The organism is Sphingobacterium athyrii (assembly GCF_003071065.1).
Lineage (GTDB): Bacteria > Bacteroidota > Bacteroidia > Sphingobacteriales > Sphingobacteriaceae > Sphingobacterium > Sphingobacterium athyrii.
The window spans coordinates 447,083-460,692 of the sequence record NZ_QCXX01000004.1; the positions used below are offsets into that span (position 1 = coordinate 447,083).

Genomic DNA, 13,610 nt, shown 5'->3' on the forward strand with positions numbered 1-13,610 from the left:
AATGATACCTCGATTTATTAAAGTGCAATGGCTGCCAATTCTTCTGGTTTAAAGCCAATGATACGGTGTTGAATTTCTTCATCTTCCAATACGATTACCGTTGGAACCGTACGGATTTTGAATTTTGCGGCCAAGTCAGGTTCATCAAAAGGATTAACTGTTTCATATTGGATACCTTTTTGATCCAAATAAGCCGATACTTGCGCACAAGGAGCACAATCGTTTTTCTCAAATTTGATAATTCTTGCCATGTTTGTATGTTTATTTTTTTAATCCAATCTTCGTAGAAAAAGAAAGGTCGTTACTTCGTTGAATTGCCAATTCTTTCATTAGCTTAACAAATATCACATATTTTCTTGCGAAGCGGTAGTTTGACTTTTCCACATTTTGGGTAAAAGTTTGTCACAGGATGCGTTTGTCGCTAGTTGTCTTTATTAATAAACTGATAATCTTATGTTTATAAATGTGGATAACTTTAAATTATGAAATTTTGCCTGTTTTTTTTGAAACAATTTAAGTTTAATTTTAGTGTCATAAAACGACTACAATACTTGATTTTTTTGCATAAATTTATTACTTTTTATTGCCCTAATTTGCAAAATAAATTTATGAAGAAGCTATGCTATGGTCTCTTGCTATTATTGTCTCTAAAAACACAAGCGCAAGAGAATATTACCTTTCAAAAACCGACTTCCGAAATTTTGGCCCTGGCCGATTTTGTCCGCCCGCCTCAAATAAAAATGTCAAGTGACAACAAATGGCTTTTATTCACTTATCGGTCAACCTATAAGAGCCTGGAGGAACTGGGGCAGGAAGAAATGAAATTGGCCGGACTACGGATCAATCCACGCACAAATATGGAAAGTTCGACAGTCTTTTACAATAAGATCGGTTTGAAGAAAATCGGACAACAGGTAGAAGATACAGATTTTGTTGGGATGCCGAACACGCCCTCCTTATCCAATTTTGTATTCTCCCCGGACAATAGCCATTTGGCATTTACCAATACAAACGATAATGGGACGGCTTTGTTTGTTCTGGATTTGACAACGAAAACAGTAAAACAATTGACCGCCTACAATTTAAATGCGACGTTGGATGCACCTTTTCAATGGCTTGGTAATTCAAAGAGATTAATCATTACGGCGTTGCCAAAAGAAAAAAAACCATTGCTGGATCCGTCCAGAGATCTGCCCACTGGACCGGTTGTATCAACAAGTGACGGAAAGGTATCGCAATTGAGAACCTATCAGGATCTATTGAAAAACCCACAGGACGAACAGAATTTTGAAACCTTGGTACAGTCCAATTTACAGTTTGTGGATCTGGACGGAACAATTTCCAATTTTAAGGACAAAGGTATCTACACAGGGGTTTCCTTTTCGCCTAACGGTGCCTATGTGATGATAACAACAATAGCAAAGCCTTATTCTTATGTGGTGCCAGCCTCACGTTTTCCGCAACAGACACGGATCTATGATCTATCCGGAAAAGAGATTGCACTGGTTAACGAGGTACCTTTAACGGAGGTTATGCCCAAAGGGTTTTCTTCGACACGTCCAGGAAGACGGTCTTTGCAATGGCGAGACGATCGGCCGGCAACCTTAGCTTATGTTGAAGCCCTGGATGGTGGCGATGCCAACAAAGCGGCAGAATTTCGTGATGCCCTTTATACATTGGATTACCCTTATCAAGGCGATGGAAAGCTAATTTTCAAAATGAAGGACCGCTATGCCGGAGTTGTGTGGGGTAATGATAAGTATGCCTTGGTCCATTCGCAATGGTATGATACGCGTAATGCCAAGACTTTTGTTGTCAATCCTTCGACCGGTGAATCCAAATTGCTGCATGACAGAAATAGTCAGGATGTCTATAACGATCCGGGAACTGTATATCAGCAGAAAAATGCGCTCGGAAACTACAGCATGTATATCGATAAAGACAAAGTCTTATTTGTAGGAAAAGGCTTTACCAAAGAAGGTGAGTTCCCATTTGTTGAAGAGTTGGACCTACAAACGTTAAAGAAAAAACGATTGTATACAGCTGCCGCATCTGAGTTACAGGAACGGATAGGAGAGATTATAAATCCAAAAACGGGTGAGTTACTGGTTTCACTTCAATCCGCATCAGTCTATCCGAATTATTACCTAAAAAATATAAAATCGGGTAAACAGGTTGCATTGACAACATTAGAAAACCCATTTAAATCACTTGAAAAAGTTCATAAAGAAATCTTAAACTATAAACGTAAGGATGGTGTAGAGCTTTCGGGGACGTTATATCTACCAGCTGACTATGACCTGAATAAAAAGGAAAAATTACCCTTGTTGATGTGGGCGTATCCGAGGGAATATAAAGACAAAAATACAGCAGGGCAAAGTACGGCGAATCCGAAGGAATTTACCTTTCCAAGTTATGGCTCATTTATCTATTGGGTATCCAAAGGCTATGCTGTACTGGATAATGCGGCCTTCCCGATTGTAGGTGAAGGGAAGAAAGAACCTAATGACAGCTTTATCGAACAGTTAGTCGCCAATGCCGAGGCTGCAATTAATGCCGTAGACAAACTGGGCTATATTGACCGCAAAAAGGTTGCGGTGGGCGGACATTCGTACGGGGCTTTTATGACGGCGCACTTATTGTCCAATTCAAAACTATTCGCTGCAGGAATTGCCCGTTCAGGGGCTTATAACAGGACATTAACGCCATTTGGTTTCCAAAGTGAACAACGTAACTTTTGGGATGATCCAAAGTTGTATATGACCATGTCCCCATTTGTCAGTGCAGACCGGATGAAGACGCCTTTACTGCTTGTCCATGGCGGGGCCGATAATAACCCGGGAACATTTACGCTACAGACAGAACGTTATTTTCAGGCCTTAAAGAATTTGGGCGCGCCTGTGCGGATGGTGATTTTGCCGCGCGAGGCCCATGGCTACGTCGCGAAGGAGAATATCTTTCACCTCCTATGGGAACAGGATCAATTCCTGGAAAAATACTTAAAGAATTAATTGTTGTGTTTGAATGAAAAAATAGGCTGCATTTTAGACAGCCTATTTTTTTGACTATCTTATAAGAAGAATAAAGTCTCATCAGGTACTTTTCCACTGTACAAAATGAAGACCGACCCTGGAGTGACGGGGAGGCAGCAGCTCAAATTAACGGACTGTCGCTGAGTTGACATGTTTTTTGAGAAGAAGGTGGCATTGGTTATCCGTATAATTTTAGTTAAGTTTGGGTAATTTACCAAAGGGAAAAAAGAACTGATTATGAGACCTGATATATTTCGAGAGAAATCACCATTGTCCGCTGATGACTGCTTTGTGGTCTTTGACAGGCGAAAATCTTCTTTCACTTTTCCGGTACATATCCATCCCGAGTACGAACTCAATTATGTGGAGGGTGCTTCCGGTGCACAACGTATCATCGGTAATTCCGTAGAAACGATCGGTGAACAGGATCTGGTACTAATTGCAAGCCCTGAGCTTGAACATGCCTGGAAAGATGGCGAATGCCAATCGAGCGATATTCATGAAATCACCATACAATTTCATCCCTCTCTCATCGAACAATATCTGGATAAGAAGCAATTTGCAAGTATACAACAACTTTTGTCAAAAGCATCTCGCGGGGTTGTATTTGGAAAAGATACTGTCGATCGCGTGCTTCCTTTGCTCCGTATATTGACATTAGAGCGCGATGGCTTCTATTCGGTGATGAAGCTGTTTGTCTTGCTCTATGAACTCTCCAAGGGCGAGGATATCCGTGTATTATCCACCGCAACAAATACTGTTTTGAGCAATAGCGAACTGCTTATGGGGCGTCTGCAGGAATATGTCGTTGCCAATATCAACAAAGAATTGAGCCTGCCTATGGTGGCGGCGATTATGAACATGAGCAAATCGACCTTCTCTCGCTTTTTGAAATCGGCTACAACATTGAATTTTACAGATTACCTGCTTGACTTTCGGATCAATATGGCTGTAAGGCTGTTAAAAGAGGAGACTCCAATTGCCGATATCGTCGAGCAATGTGGTTTTAATAGTGTTTCTTATTTCTACCGTGTATTCAAAAAGAAAAAAGGGATAACACCCATCGAATACAGAAATAGCCTGCGGAAACAGCAAATGATTATCTAGCAACCTGGCTGCTTAATCTTCTCCTATACGCAGATTCCGGGTACATTCTTTTATACTTACGACAGCAATGGCTGCGTACCGGAAATTTGTCGGATAGTAACCATACTGTTTGACAAACGATCGCACAGCATTGTCCAATGCTGTGAAATAATTCAATAAAAATGAACTTAGAGTTCAATGAATTGCTGTTAGCTTTATTGTAATATATTGTTTTACAGTGTTTTGATCTTTGTTTTAAGCTGGCGCATATTTTCATTAACCTCTTTTATATTTTGGAATGCGCAATCGTTTGTGTTTGTATTTCTTGAGATGCCTTGATCGGAAATATGAATTAAAAGTACAATACAAATGACCTGATCTTGCTATTCCTGACTTCTCCTTTTCTCTAATTTCGTCCTGTAGACCAATAATAGCATACCAATTAAGTATAAACATATTATATACAATCTATCTATTTATTTATTTATTGTAAACCTTAAATACACAAAATATGAAAAAAACAGCTTTACTGCTTTTATTTTCGGCTTATGGCACGTTTGCTTGGGCGCAACAATCCCAAAAAGTACGGGGAAAAGTCCTTGATGCAGATAATAGGCCAGTGGCGGGTGCCACTGTAAACATCAAAGGTGGTGCCGGGGGGACAAAAACTGATGCTGATGGTTCGTTCGTGCTTGATGTTGAGAAAGGGAAGACCTTAAAAATTACCTATGTAGGGATGAAGGAACAAGAGGTTCTTGTTAATGAAGCATCGACATATCGTATTATACTTCAGTCGGGCACCGACTTGGACGAAGTTGTTGTTATCGGGTATGGTACGGTAAAAAGAGGTGATTTAACAGGTGCTGTAGCATCTGTTACAGGAAAGGACCTGCAGTCTAATCTAGCAAAGAGTGCTGCTGGTGCATTGCAGGGGCGTGTTGCCGGGGTAACGGTATCTAGCGCTAGTGGAACGCCGGGTGCAGGTATGAGCATTAATGTCCGTGGGCTAAGTTCTATGGGGAATAATGCGCCTCTTTACGTCATTGACGGGGTATTTGGTGATATCAATATGGTTGACCCGAATGATATTGCATCGCTCGAAGTACTGAAAGATGCTTCTGCAGCGGCAATTTATGGATCTCGGGCGGCCAATGGTGTCGTTATCATTACTACAAAAGGTGGTAGAAAAGCAACCCCAGCTACCTTAAGCTTAAATGCATACACTGGTATTCAAAGCCTTCCGAAAAAAATGGATTTGATGGATGGCCCACAATGGAAGCAGTTTCAGCATGACAACGGGTATCTACCAACAGAAGCACAAAATCTAAATACAAATACGAATTGGCAGGACGAGGTGTTTCATACAGCCCCAGTTAATAAGGTCAATCTCGATATTTCGGGTGGGGGAGAACAGTCTACCTATAGCGTGTCCGGAGGTTATTTAAATCAGCAAGGTATCTTGAAGACTACCGGTTATAAAGCTTTCAATCTGCGTACAAAAAATACCTTTAGTTTTTTTAACAACCACTTACGGGTAGGAAATACCTTTTTGATAAAATCAGGTGACCGAAAATTTTCAGACCTGACTATCACAGATATTTTACGGCAAAATGCCCTGGTACCTATTTATGATGCCAATTTAGTTGGTGGATATGCTACGTATGCGCCGTGGATGAAGAACTTGGACAATCCGGTGGGGATTTTGAACTTATTTAACCGACATGTATATCAGACGGATCTTATGCTCAATGGATACGCCGAAGTGGATTTGTTTATTAAGGGGCTAAAATATAAATTAAATGTCGGGGTCAACAAGACAACCGGCAGGAATTATAATAAAGGAGATGCCTATACCTATGGTACCGATGTGCGTAAATCTTTTCTCAATGAAAGCGCATTTTTTAACAATCAATGGTTAGTTGAAAATACATTGCATTATGATAACACGTTTGACAAACACACTATTTCATTATTAGCGGGTTATTCCGCGCAGGAAAATACCAATCGAGGTTTTGGTGCGGGACGGAATAATCTGCCATTGGGAACTGATGCTATTGATGCTGCTTCTCCGACAGAACAAACGACTTCGGGTAGTCTAAATGAAGCGGCATTGATCTCCCAGTTTGGACGCTTGATATATAGTTATGATAGTCGTTACCTACTTACAGCGACAATACGTCGCGATGGTTCTTCCAAATTCGCAGATGGAGCACGATATGGGGTATTCCCGTCTATCGCTTTGGGCTGGAATGTGATGAATGAGAAATTTTTCGAAACAGCAAAAGCTACAGTCAATGAATTTAAACTCCGTGCCAGTTATGGTCGACTGGGTAATCAGGAAATTGCAAATTACACCACACAAAGGATAACTACTTATGGTATCAATTATTTGCAAGGTGGTACCTGGTGGCAGGGGGCAAGTACTGGTATCAACTGGGTTTCGCCGCGAAACCTGACTTGGGAAGAAACAACGACAAGCAATATTGGGTTGGATTTGGCATTTATGCAAAAGAAATTGAACATCAGTGCTGATTATTACGTGCGTGAAACCAAGGATATTCTTTTAGGGATCAATCAACCTCCTTCGGCCGGGCTTAAGGGAACTCCGGTGATGAATGCGGGAACAATTAGCAATAAGGGTTTTGAATTATTAGCGACATACAAGAATTCTGTTGGAGCATTGAACTATAACATTGGTGTGAATGCTTCCACGGTGAAAAATAAAGTGAAAGCCGTTACAATAGGTAACGTTCAGGAATTTGGTGGCTATAATCCGCAGGGTGAGGGTACAATTACCTGGGCTAAAGTTGGTTATCCAATTGGGGGTTTCTGGGTGATCCAAACCGATGGACTTTTCCAGTCAGATGCAGAAGCACAAGGCTATAAATCGGCAGATGGTAAAGTAATTCAGCCAAATGCCGCTGCGGGGGATATCAAATTTGTAGATTATAACAAAGATGGTCGTATTGACAATAATGACCGTCAGTATGTTGGTAGCCCTTTCCCAAGTCTTGCTTATGGTATTCGCGGAGGTCTGGACTATAAAGGATTCGATATGGCTGTCTTCTTTGATGGTATGTATGGCAATAAGATTTATAACTATACCCGGGCACGCATGGAACAAACCAATGAAGTGAATAATCATTCTGCCCGTTTACTAGATTCATGGACGCCAAGCAAACCAGATACTGATATTCCGCGGTACACACGGGAGGATCCAAATGATAATAAGCGTCGGGTGAGTGACCGTTGGATTGAGAGCGGAGCTTTCTTCCGTTTAAAAACTATTGAAGTTGGGTATACACTACCCGCGGAATGGCTAAGTAAGGCCACTTTGAAAAACGCACGCGTATTTCTGGCTGGGGATAATCTGTTTACGGTGACAAAATATAAAGGCTATACCCCGGATCTAGGTCAAAGCAACGGTGATAATGGAACGCCATCGGGTGTATTAACAGCTGGAACGGATCATGGTCGTTTCCCATTGGCACGGACCATTATGTTTGGTGTTCAGGCTAACTTTTAATGGATAATAGATCTGTTATATAAATAAATTTTATGTTTTAAATACGATATAGATGAACTTTTCAATAAAAAAATATACAGTTATAGCAGCATCCTTATTGTTCTTAGGAGGCTGTAAGTCAGATTTTTTGGATCGAACCAATCCTAATTTACCTGTTGAGGAGACTTATTGGGCAATTGAATCCGATGCGCAGTCTGCGATGGCTACGATTTATTCACCAATTCGTTCACAAATGTCAGGTTACTACGGAGCGTACGGTGGTTATCAAACGATGAACAGAGCGGATGATATGTGGTTTCTCAGTGGTGAGGAAGCATTTACCTGGGAATATGTCAACTTCCTCAATTCTGCGGGTACCCCTGAAAGTGATTTTGGTAGCTTGTATAGCGGAATAAATAGAGCAAATGTGTTTTTAAAAAATATACCGCGTGTTTCAATGGATGAAAGCCGAAAAAAAGAGCTGGTCGGAGAAGCTAGCTTTTTAAGGGGAATGTATTATTTTCTGCTTGCAGCTAATTATGGTGATGTGCCTTTAAGAGTATTGCCGACAGACGATGATCCAGATGGTGCGAGCAAACCTGCGTCACCTGAAGCCGAAATATGGAAACAAGTCGTTGCAGATTTTAAAATAGCGAAGGACAATCTACCAATAACACGATCTGCAGCCGAGGCTGGCCGGGTTACGAAAGGGGCTGCGATCGCCTATTTGGGAAAGGCATTGGTATATACCAAACAATATGCCGAGGCCGAAACAGAATTGAAGGCCTTATTGACTGCACCCTATGCTTATGATCTGACGACTAATTTTGAAGATAATTTCAAGGAAACAACTAAGCTGAATAAGGAGTCAGTTTGGGAAATAGTTTATGACAGTAAGTTCGGTGGGGATGGAAATTGGGGGGTAGACTGTGCTTCTTGTGCGATGGGGTTTGTGCTGCCTAACTTTGCTGGGCCAGATGGTACAGGTGCCTGGTTTAAATTAATGCCCGGGGCAGCTGTTGTTCGTGATTTTATTTCAGAAGAACGTCCCGCAGGTTCAGATACGCGCTTTGATAAACGAATGTACACAAGTTTCTTCTGGAAATATTCAGATTATGAGACAGGCCTTACTGATGGTGCCTGGTTTGGCAATCAGTCTTTTGACCTTATGTGGAGTAATGCTGGACCGAAGCGGCAACGTGGGGAGCCTACTTACCCAACAATTGATGGTAAAACCGGTCGTTTCCTAATTAAGAAATATACCAATTTTTATAGAAATATTGCTGGAGCAAATAGTATGTACGATGCTGCGAACCGGAATAATAACCTTCGTGTATTTCGGTTTGCTGAGGTCTTATTGCTGCATGCTGAAGCCTGTGCTAAAAATGGAAATATCGCTGGAGCCGCATCTAGCTTGAAGCGTGTTCGTGATCGCGCAGGTTTAGCAAATAAAACCTGGGCCAATGCCGATGAGTTGATGAAAGAAATAATAAAACAGAATGAATTGGAATTTTTCTTTGAGGGACATCGCTTTTTTGATCTAAAACGTTGGTATACACCAACACAAATGAAGCAGATTTTTGTTGATAATAAAAAGCAAGGCGCGAATAATTTTCAGCCCAAACATTATTATCTTCCTATTCCTGAAGGTGAAATCAATACAAATTCAAAAATTCAGCAACATCTATTGTGGCGATAAACGCAGAAAATGCTTACGGTTTTAGTTCATCTGAAACTGTAAGCATTTCAGCTTAAATTTTGCCCCCAACCGTAAACCTAAATCTCCGCCAACAGCGGAATTTTCGCTGTTGAAATATAATAGAAGTTCCATTTTTATAACATATGGGTATGATAACAACAAGAATAGCTAGGACCTTTGCAATTTTGGCTTTATATACCACAACCTTGCTTATACTGTTTGTTTCGTGTAAGAAAGATCGGGAGACATCGGAAGCATCAACGGCAAAGCTATCCCTAAATGCAAAAGTTGAGGCTGGTGAATTGCTCCTCAACATCGAGGAGAAAGCAGAAGAGTATGTTTTCAATTTTGAAAAGAGCCGTGTCCATATTCCACTACAGGAGGTTTCTGACATTAAAGCTGAGCTCGAACACTGGCGTACCAATCTAACCTTCAGAGATGGGGATAAATTAATCGTTCCGACCAAAGGTACTGCGCTTGATTATATTGTCGAAAAAATTAAGCTCAATCCTTCGGGCTGCAATCCACTTGCGGCTTTGGTTGATGTTTGGCTACCTACTTACGGTCGTGTAAAAGTAACTGTGCAGGGCAAAAATGGTTCCGCGGGAACAATTACACATTTGTGCCATACCGATATTCCGCGACAAAGCGTGCCTGTGCTGGGCTTATATCCTGATCACGACAATATTGTCGATTTGATTTTTACCGATCGGGAAGGAAATGAAAGAGGGAAAACGACCATACATATCCAGACTGCGGCATTGAATATGCAGGACTTTCCAAGGTGGAAAATAGTAAAAGCCCAAGCCGGTAAAATGGAGCCGGGCGTCAATCTGGTGCATTATCCAGGGCGAAGCGAAGCTGATGTTTCACTTCCATATATGGTTGATCAGGAGGGTGAATTGCGTTGGCTTCTACAGTTTAAATCATCACCTGAACTGCAACGGCTCTCTTATTCCATTGGCCTCAAGCGTACTAAAAGCGGAACTTTTATTGCAGGTGACCAATCCCAGCAAAGGGTAGTGGAAATTGATATGTTCGGTAATTTGAAGCGTGAATGGGATCTCGCTAAATTAGGATTCGGATTTCACCATGAAATTACAGAGGCTGCCAATGGCAATTTTTTAATAACAGTCACAAAAACAGCCGCGCGTTTAGTTAATGGTGAACCGCGTGTGAATGATCATATCATCGAACTGAATCCCCAAACAGGGAGTTTGGTCATGGAATGGGATCTGGCCAAACAACTGGATACAGCTCGCTATGTAAAACCTGATGGTATTACACCGCCTGCATTTTCACAGACGCCCAATAATTGGGCCCACAATAATTCTATTGCCGAAATCGGAAATGACTTATTGGCGACTTTAAGATACCAGGGAATCCTACGTTTTAACCATTCTGGGCAACCACAATGGATGATATCTCCACATAAGTTTTGGGGAGCTAAATATCAATCCTTGCTTTTAAAACCTATTGCAGAAGATGGGACACGCATTACTGACCCTGCTGTTATCAATGGGGATGCCAGCACCGCAGGATTTGACTGGGCTTGGGGCCCTCATACTCCGGTCGCACTTGCGGAAGATCGTATTTTGGTCTTCGATAATGGCTATAACCGGAATTGGATTCCCAATTTTGGGAGCGGTGCAAATAATTATAGCCGGGTTGTTGAGTATAAAATTGACGCAACTAAAAGAACAGTGCAACAACTTTGGTCTTATGGAAAGGAAAGGGGAGTCGAGGCTTTTTCTCAGGCTTTGTCCGGTGTGCAATACCTCCCACAGACAGGTAATATGCTATTCTTTCCGGGTATGGGCGTCAAAACAAGTACCGGAACGGGAGGACGTGTGATTGAGATCAACCCTAAAACGAAAGAGGTTGTATTTGAGCTGGAGATCACCGCCAGTAGTGGTACGGCATTTCACCGCGTAACACGTATACCACTTTATCCCGCGAATTTATAAATAAACTTTTTGAACTTACGTAATTTTATGTCCGAATCCTTTGAACGTCAACAAACTTATATTGTCGAAACGCAACGCTTATTATTGGAAAAAACGAATGTCGGACTGTCAGATACGGGAAAGATTGTCACCCGTTATTTAAATCCTGTCGTCACCAAAGAACATATTCCACTCAGCTGGCGCTATGATTTCAATCCATTGACGAATCCTCATTTTTTGGAGCGAATTGCATTCAACTCAACGATGAATGCTGGTGCACTGCATTGGAAAGGTAAGTACCTGCTATTCGTCCGTGTGGAAGGTGTTGACCGGAAGTCTATTTTTGCGATCGCTGAAAGTGATAATGGTGTTGACAATTTTCATTTTTGGGAGCATCCGCTGCTGTTGCCTGATTTGGACGAAGCGGAAACAAACGTCTATGATTTGAGGCTTACAGCTCATGAGGATGGCTGGGTATACGGTATTTTTTGTAGTGAGCAGCATGCTCCTGATGCTGCTCCAGGTGATCTTTCAAGTGCGGTTGCTTCAGCAGGAATCATCAGGTCGAAAGATCTGATTCATTGGGATCGTCTGCCCAATCTAAAGGCAAATAGCCAGCAACGTAATGTGGTACTGCATCCCGAGTTTGTGGAAGGCAAGTACGCATTTTATACACGCCCTCAGGATGATTTTATTCTGGCAAAAAGTGGCGGCGGTATCGGCTGGGCACTTGTGGACGATATTAGCAATGCCGTAATCAGCCAGGAAAAGATTATTAATAAACGTTTTTACCATACCATCAAAGAACTCAAAAATGGGGAGGGACCAGCGCCGCTAAAGACGGATCGAGGCTGGCTGCATCTCGCGCACGGGGTAAGGGGGACTGCAGCCGGATTACGCTATGTGTTATACCTTTATCTCACGAGCCTGGAGGATCCGAGTGAATTAGTAGCGGAACCAGCGGGTTATCTGATGGCTCCCGAGGGAGAGGAAAGGGTAGGCGATGTTTCCAATGTGTTGTTTTCTAATGGTTGGATTATGGACGCGGATGGTACCGTGTATATTTATTATGCTTCTAGCGATACGCGGATACATGTCGCGGTTTCTTCGGTGGCCAAACTGCTGGATTATTGCCTGAATACTGCGGAGGACGGGCTACGCTCTGCGGAATCATTGCGCAAAGTGATTCATCTGATCGATCATAATGCCGCCTACGTGGGTAATAATAGCAATGGAACGATCGGTCGCCTGACAAAATAGGTGTAGATAAACTGGGCTAGAGGGCATACTTGATCGGGTATCGAGCTCAATCGCCCGGTATAAAAGAAATCTTGTGGATTTATGAAAGTTATGGCTGTGTGAAATGCTGTAAAAAAAATGTACGTTGAACAAACTCGTGATATGTTAAAGAAAGATAATATTAAAATTCTGACTCTGATTGGTCTTCTGTGTCTGACCTCCTTTTTGTACGCGCAAGAACGGGCGACGTTGAAAATTATCTCCTATAATATCTGGAATGGTTTTGAAAAGCAGCAGGATCGCAAGGATAAATTTACTGCGTGGATGAAGAAGGAGCAACCTGATGTTGTGGCATTGCAGGAACTGGTGGACTTTAAGCGGGCCGACTTGCTGCAATTGGCAAAGACATACAGCCACAGCTACGTTGTTTTATTAAAAGAGAAAGGTTACCCCGTTGGTATTTCCTCGCGTTATCCGATTACGCTGATCAAAGCGCAGGTAGATAGTTTTTGGCATGGAATGCTGCATGTGAAGATCGAAAACTTAGATTTTATTGTAACCCATCTAAGCCCTTTTTCCTGGCAATATCGGCTGGGGGAAGCAAAACAAATCACAGAATATGTAAAGAATAATCACCTGGACAGCTGTATTATTCTGGGGGATTTGAATGCCTACTCCCCATTGGATGCCAGTTGGTTGGAGCCGAAGTCTGTCTTGAAGGCAAATTTGGGAAAATGGGATCAGGAGCATCCCCAATATGGCAACATGAGAGGGGGGCGATTTGATTATAGTGTTCTATCGACTTTTTTGGCCATGGGTTTTGAAGATTGTATCGGACGATCTATATTTCCCGAAATCAAACGTGCCAGCTATCCTTCAGCTACGCTTTACAATTGGAAATGGGGAGACCCAAGGTTAGCAGCGGTTTCAGAACGACTTGATTATATTTTGCTGTCTGAACCTTTAGCATCTCATGCGAAGCAGGTGGAGGTACATAATGGTCCTGCACTTGAGGGGATATCCGATCACTATCCGGTGTCGGTCGTGATTGATCAATTGGAGAAATAGAAATATAATTGTAGATTGCGGATGACCACGAAAAG

8 protein-coding genes are annotated in these 13,610 nt (G+C 42.0%); 7 read left to right on the top strand and 1 reads right to left on the bottom strand.

Annotated elements, in window-relative coordinates; genetic code table 11:
- Nucleotides 1-17 precede the first annotated feature (17 nt).
- Nucleotides 18-251, bottom strand: a complete 234-nt coding sequence (locus DCO56_RS16515) for a thioredoxin family protein (protein WP_077437059.1) — start codon at nucleotides 249-251, stop codon at nucleotides 18-20.
- 357 nt (nucleotides 252-608) lie between these two features.
- On the opposite strand from DCO56_RS16515, the gene DCO56_RS16520 reads away from it, so the two are divergent.
- The 7 genes from DCO56_RS16520 to DCO56_RS16550 all read left to right on the top strand — a co-directional run bounded on the left by DCO56_RS16520 (nucleotide 609) and on the right by DCO56_RS16550 (nucleotide 13,575).
- Nucleotides 609-3,011, top strand: coding sequence for a S9 family peptidase (locus DCO56_RS16520; RefSeq protein ID WP_108635116.1), 2,403 nt, complete (start codon nucleotides 609-611; stop codon nucleotides 3,009-3,011).
- A gap of 258 nt (nucleotides 3,012-3,269) precedes the next feature.
- Nucleotides 3,270-4,139, top strand: a complete 870-nt coding sequence (locus DCO56_RS16525) for an AraC family transcriptional regulator (RefSeq protein WP_108634862.1) — start codon at nucleotides 3,270-3,272, stop codon at nucleotides 4,137-4,139.
- A 490-nt stretch (nucleotides 4,140-4,629) separates the two neighbouring features.
- Nucleotides 4,630-7,644 (top strand): SusC/RagA family TonB-linked outer membrane protein, encoded by a 3,015-nt coding sequence (locus DCO56_RS16530; RefSeq protein ID WP_108634863.1) that lies wholly within the window; start codon nucleotides 4,630-4,632, stop codon nucleotides 7,642-7,644.
- A gap of 52 nt (nucleotides 7,645-7,696) precedes the next feature.
- Nucleotides 7,697-9,322, top strand: a complete 1,626-nt coding sequence (locus tag DCO56_RS16535; RefSeq protein WP_108634864.1) for a RagB/SusD family nutrient uptake outer membrane protein — start codon at nucleotides 7,697-7,699, stop codon at nucleotides 9,320-9,322.
- A 149-nt stretch (nucleotides 9,323-9,471) separates the two neighbouring features.
- The gene (locus DCO56_RS16540; protein WP_108635117.1) at nucleotides 9,472-11,289 is read left to right on the top strand and encodes an aryl-sulfate sulfotransferase; all 1,818 of its coding nucleotides are present in this window, start codon (nucleotides 9,472-9,474) and stop codon (nucleotides 11,287-11,289) included.
- Nucleotides 11,290-11,298: 9 nt separating this feature from the next.
- Nucleotides 11,299-12,528 carry a glycoside hydrolase family 130 protein gene (locus DCO56_RS16545; protein ID WP_425444077.1) on the top strand — a complete coding sequence of 410 codons (1,230 nt, stop codon included), beginning with the start codon at nucleotides 11,299-11,301 and terminating at the stop codon, nucleotides 12,526-12,528.
- A gap of 141 nt (nucleotides 12,529-12,669) precedes the next feature.
- The gene (locus DCO56_RS16550; protein ID WP_108635118.1) at nucleotides 12,670-13,575 is read left to right on the top strand and encodes an endonuclease/exonuclease/phosphatase family protein; all 906 of its coding nucleotides are present in this window, start codon (nucleotides 12,670-12,672) and stop codon (nucleotides 13,573-13,575) included.
- Nucleotides 13,576-13,610 lie beyond the last annotated feature (35 nt).

Excerpts from the sequence above, each read along its gene's own strand:
- DCO56_RS16515 (WP_077437059.1), bottom strand. The coding sequence starts at position 251 with ATGGCAAGAATTATCAAATTTGAGAAAAACGATTGTGCTCCTTGTGCG.
- DCO56_RS16520 (WP_108635116.1), top strand. The coding sequence starts at position 609 with ATGAAGAAGCTATGCTATGGTCTCTTGCTATTATTGTCTCTAAAAACA.
- DCO56_RS16525 (WP_108634862.1), top strand. The coding sequence starts at position 3,270 with ATGAGACCTGATATATTTCGAGAGAAATCACCATTGTCCGCTGATGAC.
- DCO56_RS16530 (WP_108634863.1), top strand. The coding sequence starts at position 4,630 with ATGAAAAAAACAGCTTTACTGCTTTTATTTTCGGCTTATGGCACGTTT.
- DCO56_RS16535 (WP_108634864.1), top strand. The coding sequence starts at position 7,697 with ATGAACTTTTCAATAAAAAAATATACAGTTATAGCAGCATCCTTATTG.
- DCO56_RS16540 (WP_108635117.1), top strand. The coding sequence starts at position 9,472 with ATGATAACAACAAGAATAGCTAGGACCTTTGCAATTTTGGCTTTATAT.
- DCO56_RS16550 (WP_108635118.1), top strand. The coding sequence starts at position 12,670 with ATGTTAAAGAAAGATAATATTAAAATTCTGACTCTGATTGGTCTTCTG.